Here is a 22,673-nt window from a genome sequence, read left to right on the forward strand (position 1 = left end):
TTCAGATTTTTCTGAAGGTTTTTGCTTTTATATTTTGTTAAATCTTAGAACTCTGCATTTTTTGGTGTTCTCGGGAAAGGAATCACATCTCTGATGTTCGTCATTCCGGTTACGAAAAGTACCAATCTTTCAAGACCTAATCCAAACCCGGCGTGTGGCACAGAACCGAATTTTCTCGTATCAAGATACCACCAAAGTTCGTGCTCGTCAACACCAAAGTCTTTCATTTTTTCAAGTAGAACGTCGTGTCTCGCTTCTCTTTCAGAACCGCCGATGATTTCTCCGATTCCTGGGAAAAGAACGTCCATCGCAGCAACCGTTTTTCCGTCGTCATTCAGTTTCATATAGAAAGCCTTGATTTCTTTCGGATAATCGAAAAGGACAACTGGTGTTTCGAAATGTTTCTCCACCAAATATCTTTCGTGCTCAGACTGCAAATCGGTTCCCCATTTCTCAATCGGATATTGGAATTTGCCTTTTTTATTTTCTTTTGAGTTTAATAAAATCTCAATTGCTTCCGTATAAGAAACTCTCTTGAAACGCTTCGCCACCACGTTTTGAAGTTTTTCAATCAAGCCTTCTTTTGCTCTGTCTTTCTCTGGTTTCGATTTCTGCTCTTCTTCGAAACGTTTGTCAAGGAACTCCAAATCATCTTTGCAGTTGTCCAAAACATATTGAATCACATATTTCAAGAAATCCTCAGCAAGGTCAATATTATTCTCAAGATTATTGAACGCAACTTCCGGCTCAATCATCCAAAACTCAGCAAGGTGACGCGTTGTATTGGAGTTTTCTGCACGGAAAGTAGGTCCGAAAGTGTAAATTCTTCCCAATCCCATCGCCGCAGTTTCGCCTTCCAATTGTCCAGAAACGGTCAAGTTGGTCTTCTTTCCGAAAAAGTCCTGAGAAAAATCGATTTCGCCTTCTTCGGTTTTCGGCATATTATTAAGGTCAAAATTCGTAACGCCGAACATTTCTCCAGCGCCTTCTGCATCAGCGCCAGTGATGATTGGCGTGTTGATGTAGAAAAATTGATTTTGATTAAAGAACGAGTGAATCGCAAAACTCACCGAGTGACGGATTCTGAAAACCGCCCCAAAAACATTGGTTCTGAATCTCAAATGTGCCTGCTCACGCAATTTTTCCAAACTGTGTTTCTTCGGCTGAAGAATCGTGGACTGCAATTCCTCAAAGAAATTGTCGCCCAGAATCGTGATTTTTTTCGCAATGATTTCCACGGTTTGTCCCGCGCCTTGGCTTTCCACCACTTCACCTACAATTTTCAAAGACGAAGCCGTATTGATTTTCTTGATGGTTTCCTCATCAAAACTTTCAAAATCAACCACGATTTGCAAATTATTAATCGTAGAACCATCATTTAGCGCGATAAAACGATTGGAACGGAAAGCCCGAACCCAACCCTGAACGGTAATGTCGTGATGTAATACTTTTTTGTAATCTGATAATAGGTCTTTAATTGTCTGTCGTTTCATTGTACAAAATTAATGTGCGCAAATTTACGAAAAAACGTTGTAATTTATTGTGAGATTATCAACAGAACTATTCCATTTTAATTTGAATCGATTTTTCTCGCAGATTTTACCAATCAAGCAGATTTTTTTCGAGACTTTTATCTGCTCAATCTGCCAAATCAGCGAGAGCAAATATCTTAATTCAACAAAACAGATTTTTTCAATAGTTTTCCATTTCTGATTTTCCAGGCGTGATAGGAACTTGGAACATCAAACTGCCATTTTGGTAAGATTAAAATAATCAAAATAACATCTAAATGCGAGATGAAACCCAAAATCACACAAAAGTAAAATGCCCAGCCAGCTTCCGAAAATCCAATAAGAGAAGTGAAAGCGATGAGCAAACTCAGTCCCCAAAGTTTTGCCAGCCAAGCGTGCGTGCAAGTTTCTTTCCCGAATTTCCAAAGACTGACAATATAGCACAAAGCTTCCATTATGAAAATCAAAGCGATGCTTTTCCAATGTTCTTGGATGATTTCCGGATTCAAAAAAAACGTCGCAAAACCAATCGATAACCAAAAGACCAAATCCGTTTGGCTGTCCAATCGTCTCAGTTTTTCTGATGAAACGCCAACTTTCCGGGCGATGATTCCATCAAAAATATCGGTGAACAATCCGAAGTACATTAATATTAAAATCAAATTCCGGGAATTTTCAATTTCAAAATAAGCCAATAGGAAAATAATTGGCGCAAGTAGAAACCTTATAGCGATGAGAATATATGGTAACTTTTTCATAATTAATGTTTTAAAATTATTGAATACGTTTGAATTTCTCTGCGTAATTAATCGTTCGGCCAGCCCACATTAGAAAAAGAAAAGAACCGTTGTTGTCGTTGTAGCTGTGAATCACAAGATTATTGTCTGCCGTCAAACCGATTCTGGATTGGGAAACTTCGCATCCGCCGAGGAAGTAGGGGATTCCAGTGCATTTTGTCGTTCGGTTTTTCAAGGTCAAGATTCCGTTTTTCAAAGTGGCGTTCAACTTGTAAGAATGTTTGACCGAATCATTTTTGAATAATGTCAATTCCAATTCGTAAAGTTTGGTGTCCAATTTTTTAGATTTGATTTCCAACAAGTCGCAATCTTCCAAACCTTGATTTTTCAAATCCAACATTCTGGCAATTCCTATGGATTCGCTTGGTATTGAAATTAATGAACTTGAATTATCATAACCTTTGAATTCATATTTTCCATCGATTGATTTCCCGTTGTTTTCAGAAATCTTTGTCAAATCATCTTTGATTAATTTTCTGTCAAAACTAACGCAAGAAGTGAGCGTTGTCAGAAGAATGGCGAGTTCTAATATTTTCGTTTTCATAATTTTATCTTTTTAATGATGATGTAAAATTATATTCGAAACCCAATCTTCTCAATGCGGAAAAGAATTAATATTTTTTCTAAATTTGTGAAAATCGCAAAAGATGTATCAGGAACTTTTATTGAAACAGATTCGAAGCAAGATTGGAGACAAATCTCTGAACGATGAGATTGCCAATGTTCTCAACATTAGCTACGACGCATCGCACCGAAGAACATCGATGAAGTCTAAATTTTCTCTGGAAGAAAGTCTGGTTTTGGCAAAATTCTATAACATTTCGCTCGACAGTTTTATGGAAAGTGACAAACAAATCATTGCGAAGAAAACCAAACCCATCAGAACCGTCACGGATTTGCTCAATTATTTTGATGACGCCTTGCATCTTCTGAATGATTTCAAAATCAACAAAGAAACCGAGGTTTACTATTCTGCGAAGGACATTCCGTTTTTTTATACGATTTCGGATTCGGTTTTGTCGAGATTTAAGTTGTTTGTCTGGATGAATCTCTTGAACGAAAAAGACTTTATGCAACCGTTCGACGATTTCAAATTAGAAAGATATTCCGACAAAAGTGAAGATTTGAAAAGTCTATATGAGAATTTGAACGTGACAGAAATCTGGAACAACACCACCATTTCCAGCATTCTGAATCAGGTTTTATTTTATTCAGAAATCGAAATTCTGTCCAAGGAAACTGCGAAATTAATTCTCGAAGAACTGAAAATATTAATCAAAAGCATCGAGAAAAAAGCAGAAAATGAAAACAAAAATTTCCACATCTATGCCCACGATATTCTAATTCTGAACAATAGTATTTTATTCAAAAATGAAGAAAAATCATCGCTTTTCGTGCCTTACAATATGTTCGGTTATATGATGACGGATGACCAAAGTACGTGTGATGATGCGCTCAATTTCTTTCAACATCAAATCAAAAACTCAACGTCGCTCAGCTTTTCCGGACAACGCGACCGTAAAAAATTTTTCAATAGTATGTTGGAAAGAATAGAAAGTCTGAAGAATTCGATTTAGGAATTACTCATCCTTTTTCGAAGGCACCAAGAAAACATCCATCAAACCTTCCGGTAAAAACATTTTGATGAATTTCTCTTCACGATTTACCTCAAGAATCCAATCTTTGATAAGTGGAATGATGATTTCTTTTCCGGCAAGATTCAGAATGAAATAATTCTGAGCCGTCATATCGTTGATGGAAACAATCGTTCCGCAAGATTTTCCATCCTCTTCACGGATTTCGAAACCGACAACCTCGTGGTAATAGAATTTTTTCCCCGTCAAAGGCGGAAGGGTAGAAAGTGGGAGGTAAACACCTTTCCCAATGGTCTGATTCACCAAGGCTTCGGAAGAATTTTTGAAAGAAAGGATTTTTGTGTCGCCTCTCTGCCACTGCTGTTTTTCAACAAAAAACGGAACCAGCAATCCATTGATTTCCAAAAAAATCGATGTCAGTTTATCGTACATTTCAGGTTGGTCTGTGTCCAATTTCAGGATGACGTTTCCTTGCAGTCCGTGCGTTCTGGTAATGGTTCCTAAAAAATAGCAGTCTTCTTTTCTCATTATTTCAAAGATTAATTTTCTTCTTTCCCCAGCCCTAAAGGGTGGAATGAAAATCAATTTGCTCCCTTTAGGGCTGGGGAAACAAATTGATTTTTATTAAACAACAAAGACACGAGATTATCGTGTCTTTGAGATTGTATCTTTTTGTAAAGAATTACGCCTGAGTTTCTTCAGTTCCTTCTGCTTCAGCAGTTGGTTCTTCAGTCGCAGTTTCTTCAGTTGCAACTTCTTCAGCAGGTGCGTTTGCAGCCTCTTCAGCAGCTTTTGCATCAGCTTCAGCTTTCGCAGCAGCGTCAATTCTTGCTTGGTTTACTTTGGCTTCAGCTTCCAAAGCCGCTTTCTTAGCGTCAGATTTTGCTGTAGATAAACCTTCAACTTTACCTTGTACTTTAGCATCTTTAGCGTCAACCCAAGCAGCGAATCTCTTCTCAGCTTCAGCCTCGTCAAAAGCACCTTTAGCCACACCACCTTGAAGGTGTTTTTTGTACAAAGCACCTTTGTAAGAAAGGATAGCTCTTGCAGTGTCAGTTGGCTGTGCACCGTTGTTCAACCATTTAACAGCAGAATCAACGTTCAAATCGATAGTTGCTGGGTTTGTAATTGGGTTGTAAGTACCTAATTTTTCGATGAATCTACCATCTCTTCTAGCTCTTGCATCCGCAACTACGATGTGGAAGAAAGGTTTTCCTTTCGAACCGTGTCTTTGTAATCTGATTTTTACTGACATATAATTTTAAAATTGTGGGAACACGTCCCGGTTAAATATTAAGTGTGCAAAGATATACAAAATTTTCGATTACGAAAAATTTTAGTTAGAAGTTGGAAGTCAGATGTCAGAAGTTTTTTCAAACCTCGAATATCGAATAAAAAAACTTTGAATCTTCGGAGCCGGGAACCTGCTTTCCGTTGCAATTCCTCGCGCCTGGCTTTTCCCAACGCCTGCTGTGGGATTTCCACTGCAATCAGGGCTATGGGATTTGTCATCCAATCAACAATTCTTGAAAATTTAGATAGTTATGAACAATTCTAATCAAACAATTAAGTCATCAAAGAATGGAAGATTTCCAAAACTTATGTGTCCTTAATTGAACTACCTCACAAATCTTATCATCAACTTAAGTGTTAAAAACTTTTGTGACTTTTGTGGTTAAAAACATTATTTTAAAGCTTTCTTATAAGTCTCCAAAGCTCTTTCCCTCGCAAATTTATGCTCCACGATTCGGTTCTCCACAATGTCTTTTTCAAAATCAGGATTCCATTTTCGGATGTACTTCAAATCTTTGTCAAACTTTTTCGTCTGCTCATCTGGATTGAAAACCCGGAAATACGGCGCCGCATCGCAACCACAACCTGCCGCCCATTGCCAGTTTCCGTTGTTGGCTGACAAATCATAGTCCAACAATTTCTTCGCAAAATAAGCTTCGCCCCAGCGCCAGTCAATCAAAAGATGTTTTGTGAGAAAACTCGCAGTGACCATTCGGATTCTGTTGTGCATTCTGCCGGTTTGGTTTAGTTGGCGCATTCCTGCATCTACGATGGGATACCCAGTTTCGCCGTTGCTCCATTTTTCAAATTCGGATTCGTTGTTCCGCCACGGGATATTTTCGTATTTCTCTTTGAAACAATAATTGACAACCTTCGGAAAGTGAAATAGGATTTGCATAAAGAACTCCCGCCAAATCAATTCATTAAGCCAAGTTTCGTTGTGACTTAAGGCGAATTTCACGCATTTGCGAACGGAGATGGTTCCAAACCTGAGCGCAATTCCCAAATGCGTCGTCGCATCCAAAGCCGGGAAATCTCTTTTTTTATCGTAGTCATCTATGATTTTCGATTCCAGCGTTGGTTCTTCAAAATCAAAATCTGTTTTCTCAAATCCGATTTCTTTTAAGCTCAGTATTTTCTTCGAAGGTAAATTCAGAAATTGGGTTTTATCAATCTTAACCGATTTGTAACCGTCTTCGGTCAGAAGTTTTTTCCATTTGTTGGAGAAAGGTGTGTAAACCGTGTAAGGTTCGCCGTTGTCTTTTGAAACTTCATTTTTTTCAAATATAACTTGGTCTTTAAAATCAACGAAATCAATCTTTTTAGTATTGAGAAATTTATTTATTTCCTCATCTCTTTTAATAGCTGACGGTTCATAATCCCGATTGCAATAGACGGATTTCAAATCATAATCCTTCTGCAGTTGTTTGAAAATTTCCAATGGTTTTCCGTGGAAAGTCAGAAGATTGCTTCCGGATTCTTTCAGTTCAAGATTGATTTTTTCCAAAACCTGATGAATGTAATCGACACGTCGGTCATATTTATCTTCAAGCTGCCCCAGGATTTCCTTATCGAAAATAAAAATCGGAATCACTTTCTCGACGGACTTCAAAGCTTCGTACAGACCTTTGTTGTCTTCCAAACGAAGGTCGCGTCGAAACCAGAATATTGAAACTTTTTGCATTGATGAAGTTTAAAATGAATTAAGAATTTAAATGTCATAAATATTTCTCGCTGATTGGGCAGATTTTGCAGATTAACCGATAATGAAAATTTGCTGGATTTGCTAAATCTGCGAGAGTAAAAAATTTATGAAATAAAAATTATTCCAAACTTCCCATATAGAGCAATCCCAAACATTGCTGGTTTTCTTCGATGGTCAAAGCATTTTTCAGTTGCTCAACGATTTTTGGTGAACTCCAGTAGCAACCGATATTATTTGCCGTACAAGTCAAATACATATTCTGAACCGCCATAGAAACGGCCGAAATCTCCTCCCAATCCGGAACCAATCCACTGAAATTGACAACAATTGAAACCACAACATTCGCCTTCGAAATCTTGAATCCAATATCATCATATTTCTTTTGAAGAAACTGAGCTTCCGCCGTCGAATTTTTATAAATATTTTGAAGTTCCAATCCAAGCTTTTGTTTTTCCTCACCTTTGAAAGTCTTGAAACGCCAAGGTTTTGTGCGCTTGTGATTGGGCGCCAGAACGGCGTTGCTTAGTATTTCGTCAAGAATATGTTGAGGGATTTCTTTGTCGGTGTAATCTTTTGGGAAGATGCTTCTGCGCTCTTCTATGATGTTTTTTAAAATTTTAGCGTTTTCCATATTCAAAGATACGGGAAGAAAGATAAAAGAGCAAAGAGGAAAGAAAAAAGAGTCAAGTAGTAACCACCCCGTCAAAAATTTTTCAAATTTTCGCCACCCCTCCAAAGGATGGGAATTTTAAAACACCTCCACAATTTCCTGTCCGATTTTATTGAGGACAAAGGAATCGCCGGCTTGCATTCCCATCATCGTTTGTGCCATTGGACTTTCTGGCGAGATGGCGTAGAAGCGGTCGCCTTGGAAGAAAAATTCCCCCAAAGAAACCGATATGTAAAAACGGGCTTTGTTTGTGATGACCAGCGAACCGAGTTTCACCTTGTCGGAAACGGAGTTCAGGACTCTTCGCATTTCGCGTTGCATATTTTTCAGCGAAACCATTTGTTTGTCCAAGAGATAAATTTCCTCCTGGATTTCTTCTCTTATCGAATCGTATTTTGAAGTTTTCTTGATGTCCCGGCTGGCTTCCAGAGAGAAATTGAGGTAAAACTCAAGCGTCTTCACTTTCCCCGAAATGCTGTCATTCACAAAATTGCGCAACTCACTTTTATCGTAAACCGTCTTCTGCATAAATCCAATTTTGAATAAAGATAAAAATTATTTTTTGGAATCGAAATATTAGCCTTATCAAGGTTTTGAACCTTGACAAGGCTTTTTGTCTTTTGTCATTGAGATTTTACTGACTCAATTCATAATTTCGTTTCGCCCACATTTTGCAAGGTTTTATCCATTCATCAGAAGCGATGTATAGAAATCCGTGTTTCAATCCTGTGTTCAATTCGATTTCTTTAAAATGATTAACTTTTAACTTCGAAGTTTCCTTTCGCCTAATTGCTGAAACACCAAATATGTCAGATTTCTCATAGATTGTCAAAATATTCCCACAGAACTGGATTGTTGGAATTTCTTCAATATCAGAATCCTGAAAACTGCCGATGAAAACAAAATTCAAATCCGGATTTTTCGCAAAAGTGGAAACAAATTGTGCAATGTAACCACCTTTTGAAGTTCCGATAACCGTGATGTGATTGGGCTGAACACCTTTTGAAATTAAACTGTCGATTTGAGAAACGACTTTGTTTGCAAATGCACGTTCATTGGCTTTTGGATTTCTTTTTTCGCTGAAAACCACAAAGCCGTCATTTTTGAAAGACTGTAAAATGCCTTTGTAATCAACTGTTACGTTGTATTTATCTGCGAAAGTTCCATCTGGATTTTCTTCCAGAAATTTATTATGAATAAAGAAAATATAATCTTTTTCGGTTTCAGATTTTTGAGCTTCTTTATTGGAATTACAGCTGGTAAAAATCAGAAAAAGTACAAGCGGAATAAGGTTTATAAGCTTTTTCATATTATTTTAGAAGTTTACTTTCTAATACAATTTTTCTGATTTCCTGCTCAAAATAATAAGCAATATCAAAATTCTCATTCGCCACATTTTCCATTACTATGATGCTCGTTTTGGTCTTCGGATAATATAAATTGACCGCCGTAAAACCTTCACCTGGATGAAAACCTGTGTGCCCAATTTCGTTGATGTTGCCCTTGTCATTGATTCTCAAACCGTAGCCATAACCAATCGGATTTTCACCAAAGAGTTGATGTGTTGCCGTTACAGAATAATTGGTCATTAATTTATAAGTTTCTAGTTTCAAAAGTTTGCCGTTGTGCAAAGCTTCGTTCCATTTGGCTAAATCGGGTGCGGTCACAATCAGATGACTTCCAAAATAATACGAAGTATCAAAACTTGATTTTTCATTCATTTTGAAACTGCCGTCTTTTCTAATGGTGTGGCCTTTTGTCAAAAGTTTACTATTGTTTTCGTTAGGATAAGCACTGTCATTCATTTTGCATTTTTTGAATAATGCCGTCACCAATTCCTCGTAACTTTTCCCACTTTGTTTTTCCAAGACCAATCCCGCGACAGAATATCCGACATTGGAATAACTGAATTCCGTTCCCGTTTTCAATTTCAAAGTTGGTTTCAAATCATCGCTGTAAAGTCCCGAAGTATGATTCAATAAGTGATGAACGGTAATGGTATCTGCCCACGAATATTCGAAATCCGGCAAATATTTCCGAATTGGGACGTGCAAATCAATCGTTCCTTTTTCAACTTCTTGCAAAATCAAGGTTGCTGTAATCTGCTTGGCGATGGACATTGTCGAAAATCTATCCTTAATTTTCAAAGGCGTTTTCTTGTTGAAATCCACGTAACCAAAAGCCTTAGAATATTTTTCTTTTCCATTTTGTTGAATGAAAACAACGCCGTTGAAAGTTCGTAGCGTTTTGCCCTTGATTAAGCTGTCGATTTTGGATGAATAATCGTCTTTTCGTTGTGCTTCGGCTTTACAAGATGTCAATAAAATAGCGACAACAAAGCCAGCCAATTTGAAAAAGTGTCTCATTTGTGTTTTTGAAATTGGTTAAAAGTTTGGTTTTTTCCTGAAATTATTCCAAAAGGTCAGGTCGTCTTTCCTTCGTCACTCTCACTGCTTCATCGTGCAACCAATCTTCAATGGCTGAAGTATTTCCGCTTAACAAGATTTTTGGAACAGATAAACCTTTGTAAGTTTCTGGTCTTGTGTAGATTGGAGGCGAAAGAAGATTATCTTGGAAACTATCCGTCAAAGCACTTTGTTCATCATTCAAAACGCCAGGCAAAAGTCGGATGACGGAATCTGCCAAAACACAGGCCGCCAATTCTCCGCCAGTCAAAACGTAGTCGCCGATGGAAATTTCTTTCGTGATGTGAAGGTCACGAACTCGTTGGTCAACGCCTTTGTAATGTCCACAAAGGAAAATCAGATTTTTTTTGATAGATAAAGTATTCGCAATTCTTTGATTCAAAGTTTCGCCCTCTGGTGTGAGGTAGATGATCTCGTCGTAATCTCTTTGCGATTTTAGGTCGGAGATGCAGTTGTCCAAAGGTTCGACTGTCATTATCATTCCTGCGCCACCGCCGTACGGTTCGTCATCGACTTTGCGGTGTTTGTTGGTGCTCCAATCTCTGATATTGTGAAAATGCACTTCTGCCAATCCTTTTTCCATCGCTCTTTTCAAAATCGAGGTTTGGAATGGGCTTTCCATCAGTTCTGGAAGTACACTTATGATGTCTATTCGCATAATTATAAATGATGAATGATGAATGATAAGTGATGAATTGCAATCAATTATCATTTATCAACTATCGATTATATTACTGTTCTGTAGCGTTTTTTCTTGATGGCGCAATGATCAACCTTAATGAAGAATCTTTGTTGATGTAACTCCACATCCAGTTGAAGAAAATGGCCAGCTTATTTCTAACGCTCAGAATCAGCATCAAATGTAAGAACATCCAGAAATACCAAGCAAGAAATCCCTGAAATTTAAATTTAGGAAGGTCGACAACTGCGCGGTGTTTTCCAATAGTCGCCATCGATCCACGGTCAATATATTCATATTCTGTCCAGTCTTTTTCCGACTCTTTTTTGAAATTCCTAGCCAGATTTTTCCCTTGATTAATGGCCACATTTGCTAACTGTGGATGCGCTTGTGGATACTTTGGCGTCTCCATATATGCTATGTCGCCAATGGCAAAGATATTATCGAAACCTTTGACTTTGTTGTACCGGTCAACGATATATCGGTTTCTGACAAGGTTTTCTATATTAAAATCATCAATGATATTTCCTGTAACGCCCGCTGCCCAGATTACATTATTGGTTGGGATAGAGTTACCGCTTTTCATATAAATCACTTCGCCGTCATAATCCGTCACACGTTCGTTTTTCATAAAGTTGACACCCAGCTGGATCAGATATTTCTCCGCTGCATCCTGAGATTCCTGGCTCATGGCGTCCAAAGGTTTGTCGCTCGAACTTATTAGAATGATATTAAGATCGGAGAAATTCATTCTCGGATAATCTCTTGGCAAGATGCTGGATTTCATTTCAGAAAATGCACCTGCCAATTCCACGCCGGTTGGTCCGCTGCCTACAATTACGAGATTCCAGTTCCCATCATCACTGGCTTTCCTTTCAATAATCATTTTCTCGAAAGTCATTAAGATATGATTTCGGATCGTAATGGCTTCCTGGGTATTTTTCATTCCGAGCGCCAAATCCTGCATTTTTTCGTTGCCGAAAAAGTTGGTTTTACAGCCTGTTGCGATCACGAGTTTGTCATACGTGAAAACGCCGTCTTCGCCAATCACTTTGTTTTCGGACGGAATAATCTTTTTGACTTCAGTCATCCGGAATTGGATATTCTTAGATTTCTGAAAGATTTTTCTGAAAGGGAAGGAGATATTGGAAGGTTCGATTCTTCCTGTTGCCACTTGGTAGAAGAGAGGCTGGAACATATGGTGGTTCATTTTATCTATGACCATCACTTTATATTTTCCCTGATTATTAAGATTCCTTGCAAGCTGCAAACCTGCGAAACCACCTCCGATAATGACAATCTTTTCCCTCATTGCGAATTTTTTATAAAATTAAGGTTTTTATTTGGCTTGTGAGTCAGCAAATATTATGCTTGAAATTTATTAAAAAAAACATTTTTTAAAATAAAAAAGAGCCCTGCCAGAATAATCTGACAGGACCCCTAAAAACACAAATGATGAAAAATTAATTTTTATAGAAACCATTCGTTCCGATTCCGGATTTGAACGATTTGATTTGATTTCCGCTTAGTGAATAAACATAAGATGTACTTTCTCCGCTAAAACTCGAATTGGATACAAAAATCTTCCCGTCTATCACATTAAAACTGTAAGAATAAGCCGGTGTTGTGAATAATGTAGTGACAGCAGAGGTTGCTGATGACATGTTCTTAGAATAAACCTTGTTAGCACCATCTAAGAAATAGAAGTTGCCAGATTCGATTCTTAATTTCTGAACGTTTGGAATTCCGGTAAGCGTAGTTACAGTAAAAGTTCCGTCTGCTGCATTGATCTTATAAATGTAAGAATCTGTATTCCCCGAAGATAAAGCGTAAGCATAGCCTTCGTAAGAAATAAGATCAGAAATTGCTCCTGAATCTGGCAATATAACTGTCTTGTCGATAGCATTGGTAGACGGTTTTACAATCGTTATCGTGTGACCTGTAATGTCCATAGAGTTGGTTGCAAAATTGTAAAGAGTTCCATCTGTCTGTACAACGATGTTTCCACCTGCTTCCACTACTTTTTCTGCGTAACGGTCAAAGTTGATGCTTTTTATGAATGTATTGTCTGCATTGTTGTAGATGTTCAACTTTTTTACATTGGCAAAATCATAGTTTGTAACGTAATACTGGCTTTCTGTAAATGCGATGTATCTTGGACCTACAAGATTGGAAGTGACAGTTGTATTTTTGCTAAAATTGAAACGGTTTGCGATCACAATTTTGTTGCTGTTGTTAACAACCAAATAAGCATTAGTCCCTTTGAAACCGATCGTTTGGAGAACGTCTCCAAGATTTTCGTTATTTGCCTTTGTGTAAATGTCCGATTTTCCTTCACTTAAATCTGAAGAAAGAAAGTCTACGCTGGCATCTGGTTTTGTAAATGAACCCTCATTGACAACCAGAATCCCACTGTAAGAAGTTTCCTGATTGTTGTAAATCTCGTCATCGTCATTACAAGATGCAACAACCAAAAGGGCTGATGCAAAAACTGCGGTTAAAAATCTGTTGAATTTCATAATATATTTATTTATTGTTTTTATTTGAATAATGTTTACCGCAAATTGCTGGGTTCATTATATATTTATTGTTTTAAAAATTTAAATTCAGGCTGACAGCATAATTCCTTTTTGGCATAAAGTAGTAATCTACCGTTGCATACACCATATCCGTTATATTATTGACCTTGAAGCCAATCTGAATATTTTTAATTGGATTAATAGTAATTCCGGCATTTAAAATTAAGTAGTCATCTATAAAACGATTCTCATCGTTGTCTGTATAGATTTTGCTGTTATACAAAGCCTGAACGAATAAGCCAACCATTTTATATTGATAATTGGTATTGAAATTAATCTGATTAAACGGAACATAACTCAGTTGTTTCTTTGTTTCCTGATCAGTAGATCTTGTATAAGAATAGCTGATTTGAGATTTCAATTTCTGATTTGTCCAGTTTTTATTAAACGATAATTCGGTTTCAAGACCATAAAAATCAACATCTCTTACATTGACAGGCGACCAAATACCGGAAGACATTGGAATCCACTGGATCAGATCCTTTGCCTGCATATAATACGGCGTGATTCCCAATTTAAAATTTCTGTAACTGAAGTAATGCGACATCTCTGCCTGATACGATGTTTCCGCTTTCAAATCCGGATTTCCGCCTGGCTGCCAATACAAATCATTGAAAGTTGGCGCTTTGAAATTTCTGGAAATATTGATTGAAGTCTGGTACCAATTATTTACCTTAAATTTTCCGCTCGCTGAGAACAAAAACGGACTTTCAAAACCTTCCACAAAATCATATTTTGCACCCAGTTCCCAATAGAATTTTTCCTGATTTCCGTTTCTGTAAAGCAAAGAAAGGTTGAATTCGTTTCTTTTCGGATTTTGGATTCCGGATTGGTAGCCTTCGCCCTGTTTATATTGATATTCCGAAATTAAATTGAAAGAAGATTGTTTTGAAACTGAATAATCGAGGTCATTTCGCACGATGTATTGTTTTCCTGTTCCGCCGCTGGCTTTTGCTTGATTAATGTCTCCAAAATACTGAAAGTTGTCTTCCAGATAAACCAGCTTCAAATCGTTTTTTATCTTGTTTGAATTAAGTTTCCAGCCGGCTAAACTTCGCAAAGTCTGAACCTGATATTTTGTTTTGGTTTGATTTTCATCAAAAATAGGGTAGTGCTGATCGCTGTCGTAATGTTGGGTTTGAAGATAAAATTCGTTATTCTGATCTGTTTTATAAGCCAAACCAAGATTGAATCCCGTATTTTGATATTCTCCGTTTCTGTTGATGAATTTCTTTTCGGAAACTTCATAATCATTTTCACTTTGAGAATGATTTGCAGAAAAGCTGAAGCTCAATTTCTCGTTGCTGTATTTTGTTTTGATTAATGAATTAAAAGTTCCAAAAGAGCCATATTCCGAAAACAATGTTCCGTGAAATCCTTTGTCAAAATCCAGCGTATTATTAAGGTGAATCGAGCCGCCAATTGCGCCGCTTCCGTAGATCACACTTCCGCCACCAAATTTAATTCCGACATTATCATAACTCAACGGATTAAGATTATTAATATCGCCCTGACCAAGAAAAATAGAATTCACATTAATTCCATTCCATACAAAAGCCGTTCTTGGCGCTCCGGTTCCACGAAACGAAGGCGAAGAGGTTGCGCCACGACCATTTTCCTTGATGTAAATGTTGGATTGAAATCTCAGAAGATCCGAAAGTGATGTCGAATTTTCTAAAATCTGATCAGAACTCAGATTCGATATTTTTGCTGTTTTCTCTACTTTATTGTATTGGTTATCAATAAATACAGTATCGATCAAAGTTTCCTGAGCGGAATATTGATGCAAGATTAACAGAGAAAAAAGTGTAAATAGACGTTTCATAATGACCTGCCTTTCCTCCGAAAGCATTGACTAATTTTTTTTCTGGCAGGTCTCCTGACTTTCGCTGATTTTGCGCCTTCTCACCCGCCTAAGGCGGGCAATGGCAAAGATTGCAAAATACTTTGTTGCGATTTACAGTTGCGGGGACAGTTGAAGAATTGCGCTTCATTCCCTTTTAATCCCGAAACATTCGGGAACCAAATTCTCGGCAAATATAGAAATTAAATTGTTATAATAATTTTGTTGAAAAAAAACTCTCTGACTTCAAAAACTCTCCAATCCAAATCAGGCATTGTGAAGAAAAACTTCGGCAGGAATACGGAAATAATTTTTAAGCTTTTGCGCCATTTTCAAGGTGATTTCCCGCTTGCCGGAAAGGATGGCGGAAACGTGGCCTTTGCTCCCAATGATCGGTTCGAGATCTTTGGCTTTCATTCCCATTTCTTCCATTTTATATTTAATCACTTCTAAGGCATCAAGTTCGGGTAATTGATAATGTTTTTCGTCATAATCTTTGACCAAAACCATTAGTAAATCCAGTTCGTCCGCTTCTGGCGTATTCTGTTCTGCGTGGAAAATTTCCATCAATCTAAGTGAAGCTTTTTTATAATCTTCTTCCGTTTTTATTACTTTCCAAGTCATTAATACTATTTTTTATAATTTAATATCGCAACATCAAAAGCGATCGTTTCAACGTTAATTTTGTCATATTCCTTATGACTTCCAAACCAAATTACATAACAAGCAGTCTGCGAAAAATTGATCGAAACAACCAGTCGAAAATCATTTCCTTTAATATTAAAAACAACTCTGTTATTGCTTACAATGCTGGCATTTCCATAAACCTTTTTGAGGTCATTATAATTATGAAAATTCATTTTTGAAAACTCATTATGCCAGATTAAGAGTTGTGTTCTAGCAGCCGGATATTTTTCTGTGTAAAATAAAATTGTTTTCTTTACAAGGATTTTCATAGGACAAAGATAAAATTAAAGTTTTCAATTTGCAAACTTTTATTGTTTTCTAATATTTTAAATCCAAAAATCCTGCAAAGGTTTTGGGAAAGATTTCTGATCAGCTTCATCTTGATCTACTATTAGAAAATCATTTTCCGAAGCAAATTTCTTCAACTCTTTTTTCGTTTCCAATTCAATGGTATTGATTTCTATCGTCATATTTTTATGCGTCAGTTTATGATTGATGATCTTCGAATTGACAATTAATTCTTCCCATTCTGTAGGAACAGAAGTAGGAAATTCGTACAGTTTTTTCCAGATGAAGTCATTTCCTCTCTGTTTAATGAGAAATTGGTTTTGAAATTTGATGAAGTAATATTTCAAGCTCAGATCTGTGACTTTTGCCTTCTTCGTTTTGACTGGGAATTCTGCTATTCTTCCCGTTTGATAAGCGATGCAATCATCGTTCACGGGGCATTCCGGGCAAAGTGGATTTCTTGGTTTACAGATTTCCGAACCAATGTCCATAATGGCCTGATTAAAATCCCCGGGTTTGTCCTCCGGCATGATTAATAAAGCCAAATCAGTAAAATATTGAAACGCTTTGGAACTCGACATATCAAAATCATCCGCAAAAATCCGTGACAAAACACGATAGAAATTGCCATCAATCGCTGGGATCTTTTCATCAAAACAAATACTTGCGACTGCAGCAGCTGTATATTTTCCAACGCCTTTCAGTTTCAGAATATCGTTGTAATGATTCGGGAATTTGCCGTCAAAATCTTCTACAATCTGATGCGCCGCCTTATGAAGATTGATTGCTCTCGAATAATAGCCCAAGCCTTTCCAGTACAACAAAACTTCATCTTCTGAAGCCTTGTGAAGTTCCTCAACATGCGGGAATCTTTCTATGAATCTGAGGTAATGTCCGAGACCTTGTTTTACCTGAGTCTGCTGCAAAAGAATTTCGCAGATCCATATATTATAAGGATGCTGGTTTTCTCTCCAGGGAAGTTGTCTGGCATTAGTATCATACCACTTTATTAGCTTTTTCCCAATGTGAAGAAAATCAGCATTTTGTTTGTTTGTTTTCAAAAATATGTCTTATATTTGCACACCAAAAATATAAAGAAAATTATAAAATGACAAAGGCAGAATTGGTAAATACCATCTCGAACAAGCTGGGAGTAGAAAAGAATGATACACAGAAAGTTATAGAAGCATTCATGCAGGAAATCAGAACCTCTATGTATAATGGAGACAATGTTTACTTAAGAGGCTTTGGTTCTTTTATCATCAAAACAAGAGCGGCTAAGACAGGAAGAAACATTTCTAAGAATACAGCAATTGAAATCCCTGCTCACAATATTCCGGCTTTCAAACCTTCAAAAACTTTTGTAGAGAAAGTTAAAACTAAAGTTGCAGTTAAATAATCAATAGAATATAAACGTATAAAAATATAAATTATGCCAAGCGGAAAAAAAAGAAAGAGACATAAGGTTGCAACTCACAAAAGAAAGAAAAGAAGAAGAGCAAACAGACACAAGAAGAAATAATTTATTATTTTAACGTCTTACACATATAAATATAGTTGGTTCTATTGCCAACTATATTTTTGTTTTATATTTACAACCTAATCTTAGTAAAAAAACCAGTTTATGAAGTTATGAAGAAAGAACTGATAATTTCCAATGAGGAAGACGCTTCAAAGATCGCATTGTTGGAAGATGGACGCCTTTTTGAACTTCACGAGCAGAAAACCAAATCCGATTTTGTAGTTGGTGACCTTTTTTTAGGGAAAATAAAAAAACTTGCCCCGAACTTAAACGCTGCTTTCGTAAGCATCGGAACAGACAAAGATGCATTCCTGCATTATCAGGATCTTGGACCTCAATTTCTGTCTTACCAGAAATTCCTGAAAAATACCATTTCCAAAAAACAACAGACGCCAAGTCTCAAAAACGCCGAACATTCCAAAGACATCGACAAGATGGGAACGGTGGACAAAGTGCTGACAGCAGGCGACATTGTATTACTTCAAATCACCAAAGAGCCAATCTCTACGAAAGGACCACGTATTTCTACGCAGATCTCTCTTACAGGAAGATTTTTGGTCCTGATTCCTTTTGATAATAAAATTTCGATTTCCAAAAAAGTGAGCGACGGCGCTGAAAAAGAACGCCTCAAAACTTTGATTGAAAGCATTCGCCCGGAAGGTTTTGGTGTCATTATCAGGACGGTGGCTGAAGGAAAAAAAGTGGCTGAACTTCATAATGACATGAATCAGCTAGTGAAGAAGTGGGAAACGACTTTCAAGAATATCCAGAAAAATAAAGTTCCAAGCAAGGTTCTGAGCGAGGAGGACAAAGCATCTTCTATTTTGAGGGACAACTTCAACCAGGATTTCGTAAGCATCATTTGTGATGATGAGAAAATGGTGGAGGATATGAAAGCTTACATCGAAGTCATTGCTCCTGAAAGAAAAAATATCGTTCAGTTTTACGATTCTCATATTCCACTTTTGGAATATTACAATGTTGAAAAACAGTTGAAGCAGAGTTTCGGAAAACACGTGAATATTCCTGCGTCAAAAGGTGCTTATCTCGTGATCGAGCATACAGAAGCCCTTCACGTGGTGGATGTGAACTCCGGAAACAATATTTCATCGTCATCAACCAACAAAATGCACGCTTTGACAGTCAATAAAATGGCGGCCACAGAAATTGCAAGACAGCTTCGTCTTCGGGATATGGGCGGAATCATCGTGGTGGATTTCATTGATATGGTGGATGCGGAACATAGAAAGGAACTGTACGAACATTTCCGAGACGAGATGAAGCGTGACAAGGCAAGACACAAGATTCTCCCACCTTCGAAGTTTGGTCTGATCCAAATGACAAGACAGCGTGTGCGCGCAGAAAAAAGCATCGAAACCAACGAAGAAAATCCCAACAAGGACGGCGAAATTATCGCTCCGATCGTGATCATCGAAAAGATGGAAGATTCCATCAGAACAATTATGGCGACAGAGAAAGGAAAACTTTTCCTTCACGTGCATCCGTTTGTGGAAGCTTATTTGACGAAAGGTCTGGCAAGCATCCAAAACAAATGGTTCCTAAAATACAAAAAATGGGTAACTATCATTCCTAGAGATTCTTTCAAGATGTTGGAGTTCCATCTCTACAACGCTCAGAAAAAGGAATTGATCAGCTTTTCCAATTAATAAAAATTATAAACTTTGTCGGCAGCGGCAAAGTTTTTTTTATTTCTTTTTCCTTTAACTAATATTTAACGCCTACAATCTGTTATTTAAATATTATTGTGATATTTTGGTCATAATTTTGATACTTTAAACTTAAATAAAAATATATGTCAGGAAAAATTTTATGGATCGATGATGAAGTAGATCTTCTCAAACCTCATATCGTCTTTTTGGAAAACAAAGGTTATAATGTAACACCCGTGAACAACGTAAATGAGGCTTTGGAACTGATAGAAAAAGAAAGATTCGTGCTGACATTTCTTGATGAAAATATGCCTGGAATTTCCGGTCTGGAAGCCATTCCAATGATCAAAGAAAAAGATAATGCCATCAAGATCGTGATGGTAACCAAAAGTGAGGAAGAGCACATTATGGAAATGGCAATTGGCTCGCAGATCGAAGATTATATTTTAAAACCTGTGAATCCAAACCAGGTTCTTTTGTCACTCAAAAAAATCCTTCAAAGCGAATCTCTCGTTGAGCAGAAAACAATAGTTGATTATCAACAGGAATTCAGGAATCTCAGTATGGAATTGTCATATTTGAGAACTTATCAGGATTGGGCAGAATATTATAAAAAGATCTTGAATTGGGAAGTGAAATTTGATAAAGTTTCGGACAACGAATTCGCCGATCTGCTTCAAAATCAGAAAGAAGAAGCCAATATCCAATTCTCAAAATTTATAGAAAATAACTACGAAGAATGGCTTCACAGCAACGATAAACCGATGATGAGCCACACGCTTTTCAAAGACAAAGTGAAACCGGAATTAGAAAAGGAAAAAGTTCTTCTATTAATGGTTGACAATTTGAGATATGACCAGTGGAAAGTGATAGAGCCATTGTTTACCAAATTCTACAACAAAACATCCGAAGATTATTATTTCAGTATTCTTCCGACAGCAACGCAATACGCCCGTAATTCATTTTTTGCAGGATTGATGCCGTCAGAAATTGAGAAGAGATTCCCAAACAACTGGTTCAATGACAACGAAGATGGTAACAAAAACGAATTTGAAAGAGATTTTCTAGAAGATCAGATGAAACGTCTTGGACTCTCCAGCAAATCTATGAAATACCTGAAAATCCTTAATTCAGACTTTGAGAAAAAGATTTTGGAGGATTTTAATCAGCACAAAAATAATGATCTCTTGGTCATCGTTTACAACTTTATCGATATTCTGTCTCATGCAAAAACGGATAATAATATTGTAAATCAATTGATTAGAGACGATAAAACCTTCAGATCACTCACTTACAACTGGTTTGAAAATTCATCTTTACTGAAAATTATCAAGGCTGCTGCAGAAAGTGGATTCAAATTGGTCATTACAACAGATCACGGCACAATTTATGTTAAAAAACCTAGTAAGGTAGTTGGCGACAGAGAAACGTCTACCAACATAAGATACAAAACAGGACGAAGCTTAACCTACGAAGACAAAGATGTCTGGGCGATCAACGATCCCGGCAAACTATTTCTACCAAAGGGAAATCTGAGTTCAAAGTATATATTTGCGAAGAACAATATATTTTTAGCATACCCAAAGAACTATAATCACTTTGTGAATTATTACAAAGACACTTATCAGCACGGTGGGATTTCCCTCGAGGAAGTCATCATCCCGATAAGCATCCTAGAACCCAAGTAGTTTTTTCATAGTTTATTTGATTTGGGTTTACCGGGGCGGAAGGAGCGAATGCTTTTTCCGCCTTTTTATTTTTTGGGAGCACCAAGTTTTGTAATTCTTTAGACGTTCCCAACCCGCTTTCCACTATATCTTTTTTGCTTTCAGAAGTTTTGGCATCAAAACGAGAATTATCACAAAGCAAAAAAGGATGCCGTTGCAATCGGGGCTAGGTTGAGGTCTGGTATTTCTTTTGTCCAAACTAAAATCAAAATGAAATAGCACAAACAGCCTTGTCACAGTTCAAAACCTTGATAAGGCTAATTAAAAAATTCCCTGTCAAAAAATAGACAAGGAATTAAGAAATTGTTTAAAAAGATATTTTTATAATTTATCTAAGTCGTAAGCAAAAGAAACTCCAAAATTAAAACCGCTATTTTTTAAATTGTTGAAATCACTTTTCCCGATTTTTGAGAGATTCAAATTGTAATAAGAATAAGCTCCAAATCTGAAATCCCCAAAAGTACGGGTAAATCCTACTTGTGTATTTGCAGAAAATAAGGTCTTATTCAATCCATAGTCATTTTCGTATGGTGTATTTTCGAATGGCTTTTTAGATAGTAAAAAATTAATTTCCGGTCCGATTCCAAAATAAAAATAAGCATCAGAAAGATTGAATTTGTAATTAAAATAACTGTTCATGGAAATGTAATTCCATCGTTTTGTGATTTTATTCCAATTTCCCATCAATAAAGGATTATTCTCTCGTCCACCTCTCTGTTTATAACCCAAATTACTCGAAACGAAATATTTTTCGTGCTCGGCATAATCAATACCCAGAGTAATATTATAAGTTTGAATATTCGTTTCCAAAACATCTACATTGCTTCCTTTAATAGAATTAATGGAAAACTCTGGAGAAATACGAATGTATTGACCAAAAATGGATATTGAGGATAAAAATGTTATAATATATAAAGTTTTCATTATGTTCTAAAATTTAACATATCTGTAAGTGAATCTAATTGCACTGGGATTCATTGGTCTAAAAAGATTTCCTAAATATTGTCCGGCGGAATTATATTTTAAATGTAGAGTGTAAGTATTGGCCACCAAATAATTTTTTCCATTTTCAACAAGAAATTAATGATAAACCGATAATTGAAATAATATAAAAATTGTTTTTCATAATAAAGTTTTTTTAAAATTAATTATTCAAAAATAGGTTTAATATTTATATTTTGTAATATTAAGTTTATAATTTATTAAATATTTTTTAATTAAACCATAGTAATAGTTTTTTATTAATATTGTCCTAGTAATAATTAAAATTTGAATTTTAGTTAGGTAGTGTTGTTTATTATTTAATATTTTTCTTTTTTGGCCATTCCGTCCAAAATTGCGAACTTTGATAGATCGTGAAATAATTTCCTAAACATCTATGAAGTTCGACTGGACTCATTAAAATTCTGAAAAAATCAGGATTTGAGAAATTCTGAAGATTTCGTAGAAACCATCGAAAGCAATTATACACATTTTGCTGAATAGAATTCTTTCTCAGGTAACAGCAATGTCCCAGTGAAGATGCTCAACAAAAATGGACAGTTAAGCGTTAAATTAAAGTTGAACAATCAGCCGGAAAAGGTTGTCTTCCTTCCGATCCGGATTGGGCAGAAGTCAAAAAAGTAATGGCAGACAAACCAGAATTTATCGCCTACGAAAAAGGATATCTGGAAAACCTACC

At 36.6% G+C, this 22,673-nt stretch carries 22 protein-coding genes and 1 riboswitch; of the genes, 4 read left to right on the plus strand and 18 right to left on the minus strand.

Features of this window, described 5'->3' with window-relative positions:
• Window positions 1-44 precede the first annotated feature (44 nt).
• The 3 genes from asnS to LUD75_RS15820 form a co-directional block, all read right to left on the minus strand.
• Window positions 45-1,493 carry an asparagine--tRNA ligase gene (gene asnS, locus LUD75_RS15810; RefSeq protein ID WP_232706788.1) on the minus strand — a complete coding sequence of 483 codons (1,449 nt, stop codon included), beginning with the start codon at window positions 1,491-1,493 and terminating at the stop codon, window positions 45-47.
• A 176-nt stretch (window positions 1,494-1,669) separates the two neighbouring features.
• Complete coding sequence (locus tag LUD75_RS15815; RefSeq protein ID WP_232706789.1) at window positions 1,670-2,269, minus strand: CDP-alcohol phosphatidyltransferase family protein; 600 nt, start codon at window positions 2,267-2,269, stop codon at window positions 1,670-1,672.
• Window positions 2,270-2,285: 16 nt separating this feature from the next.
• A complete protein-coding gene (locus LUD75_RS15820; RefSeq protein ID WP_232706790.1) occupies window positions 2,286-2,852 on the minus strand; it encodes a hypothetical protein in 567 nt (188 codons plus the stop codon).
• Window positions 2,853-2,955: 103 nt separating this feature from the next.
• On the opposite strand from LUD75_RS15820, the gene LUD75_RS15825 reads away from it, so the two are divergent.
• Entirely contained in the window at window positions 2,956-3,885 is a 930-nt protein-coding gene (locus tag LUD75_RS15825; protein ID WP_232706791.1) for an XRE family transcriptional regulator, read from the plus strand.
• 3 nt (window positions 3,886-3,888) lie between these two features.
• Here LUD75_RS15825 and rimM read toward each other — a convergent pair whose 3' ends face one another.
• From rimM to mutY, 14 genes are all read right to left on the minus strand, one after another.
• The gene (rimM, locus tag LUD75_RS15830) at window positions 3,889-4,431 is read right to left on the minus strand and encodes a ribosome maturation factor RimM (RefSeq protein WP_034976531.1); all 543 of its coding nucleotides are present in this window, start codon (window positions 4,429-4,431) and stop codon (window positions 3,889-3,891) included.
• 154 nt (window positions 4,432-4,585) lie between these two features.
• Window positions 4,586-5,158: a 30S ribosomal protein S16 gene (locus LUD75_RS15835; RefSeq protein ID WP_034970017.1), complete on the minus strand. Its 573-nt coding sequence runs from the start codon at window positions 5,156-5,158 to the stop codon at window positions 4,586-4,588.
• 429 nt (window positions 5,159-5,587) lie between these two features.
• A complete protein-coding gene (locus LUD75_RS15840) occupies window positions 5,588-6,880 on the minus strand; it encodes a deoxyribodipyrimidine photo-lyase (protein ID WP_232706792.1) in 1,293 nt (430 codons plus the stop codon).
• Window positions 6,881-7,019: 139 nt separating this feature from the next.
• Complete coding sequence (locus LUD75_RS15845) at window positions 7,020-7,532, minus strand: nitroreductase (RefSeq protein ID WP_232706793.1); 513 nt, start codon at window positions 7,530-7,532, stop codon at window positions 7,020-7,022.
• 117 nt (window positions 7,533-7,649) lie between these two features.
• Window positions 7,650-8,099, minus strand: a complete 450-nt coding sequence (locus tag LUD75_RS15850; protein WP_034970033.1) for a hypothetical protein — start codon at window positions 8,097-8,099, stop codon at window positions 7,650-7,652.
• A gap of 106 nt (window positions 8,100-8,205) precedes the next feature.
• Window positions 8,206-8,880 (minus strand): alpha/beta hydrolase, encoded by a 675-nt coding sequence (locus LUD75_RS15855; protein ID WP_232706794.1) that lies wholly within the window; start codon window positions 8,878-8,880, stop codon window positions 8,206-8,208.
• 1 nt (window position 8,881) lies between these two features.
• Window positions 8,882-9,937: a serine hydrolase domain-containing protein gene (locus LUD75_RS15860; RefSeq protein ID WP_232706795.1), complete on the minus strand. Its 1,056-nt coding sequence runs from the start codon at window positions 9,935-9,937 to the stop codon at window positions 8,882-8,884.
• Window positions 9,938-9,980: 43 nt separating this feature from the next.
• Window positions 9,981-10,655: a tRNA (guanosine(37)-N1)-methyltransferase TrmD gene (gene trmD / locus LUD75_RS15865; protein ID WP_232706796.1), complete on the minus strand. Its 675-nt coding sequence runs from the start codon at window positions 10,653-10,655 to the stop codon at window positions 9,981-9,983.
• Between the two features lie 73 nt (window positions 10,656-10,728).
• Entirely contained in the window at window positions 10,729-11,988 is a 1,260-nt protein-coding gene (locus LUD75_RS15870) for an NAD(P)/FAD-dependent oxidoreductase (RefSeq protein WP_232706797.1), read from the minus strand.
• Between the two features lie 151 nt (window positions 11,989-12,139).
• Entirely contained in the window at window positions 12,140-13,195 is a 1,056-nt protein-coding gene (locus LUD75_RS15875; RefSeq protein WP_232706798.1) for a DUF5074 domain-containing protein, read from the minus strand.
• A gap of 73 nt (window positions 13,196-13,268) precedes the next feature.
• Window positions 13,269-15,107: a TonB-dependent receptor gene (locus LUD75_RS15880; protein ID WP_232706799.1), complete on the minus strand. Its 1,839-nt coding sequence runs from the start codon at window positions 15,105-15,107 to the stop codon at window positions 13,269-13,271.
• Window positions 15,107-15,297, minus strand: a riboswitch (cobalamin riboswitch). (Overlaps the previous gene by 1 nt.)
• 68 nt (window positions 15,298-15,365) lie before the next feature.
• Window positions 15,366-15,722: a helix-turn-helix domain-containing protein gene (locus LUD75_RS15885; protein ID WP_232706800.1), complete on the minus strand. Its 357-nt coding sequence runs from the start codon at window positions 15,720-15,722 to the stop codon at window positions 15,366-15,368.
• Window positions 15,723-15,727: 5 nt separating this feature from the next.
• Window positions 15,728-16,054, minus strand: coding sequence for a type II toxin-antitoxin system HigB family toxin (locus tag LUD75_RS15890; RefSeq protein ID WP_232706801.1), 327 nt, complete (start codon window positions 16,052-16,054; stop codon window positions 15,728-15,730).
• A gap of 57 nt (window positions 16,055-16,111) precedes the next feature.
• Window positions 16,112-17,134 (minus strand): A/G-specific adenine glycosylase, encoded by a 1,023-nt coding sequence (gene mutY, locus LUD75_RS15895; RefSeq protein WP_232706802.1) that lies wholly within the window; start codon window positions 17,132-17,134, stop codon window positions 16,112-16,114.
• A gap of 47 nt (window positions 17,135-17,181) precedes the next feature.
• Between mutY and LUD75_RS15900 the strand changes: the two genes are divergently transcribed.
• The 3 genes from LUD75_RS15900 (at window position 17,182) to LUD75_RS15910 (ending at window position 20,953) form a co-directional block, all read left to right on the plus strand.
• A complete protein-coding gene (locus tag LUD75_RS15900) occupies window positions 17,182-17,472 on the plus strand; it encodes an HU family DNA-binding protein (RefSeq protein ID WP_027383593.1) in 291 nt (96 codons plus the stop codon).
• A gap of 233 nt (window positions 17,473-17,705) precedes the next feature.
• A complete protein-coding gene (locus LUD75_RS15905) occupies window positions 17,706-19,262 on the plus strand; it encodes a ribonuclease E/G (protein ID WP_232706803.1) in 1,557 nt (518 codons plus the stop codon).
• A 146-nt stretch (window positions 19,263-19,408) separates the two neighbouring features.
• Window positions 19,409-20,953 carry a PglZ domain-containing protein gene (locus LUD75_RS15910; RefSeq protein ID WP_232706804.1) on the plus strand — a complete coding sequence of 515 codons (1,545 nt, stop codon included), beginning with the start codon at window positions 19,409-19,411 and terminating at the stop codon, window positions 20,951-20,953.
• Between the two features lie 360 nt (window positions 20,954-21,313).
• Here LUD75_RS15910 and LUD75_RS15915 read toward each other — a convergent pair whose 3' ends face one another.
• Complete coding sequence (locus LUD75_RS15915) at window positions 21,314-21,916, minus strand: hypothetical protein (RefSeq protein WP_232706805.1); 603 nt, start codon at window positions 21,914-21,916, stop codon at window positions 21,314-21,316.
• Between the last annotated feature and the right edge of the window lie 757 nt (window positions 21,917-22,673).

The sequence above is a fragment of the Epilithonimonas sp. JDS genome (assembly GCF_021261315.1).
Lineage (GTDB): Bacteria > Bacteroidota > Bacteroidia > Flavobacteriales > Weeksellaceae > Epilithonimonas.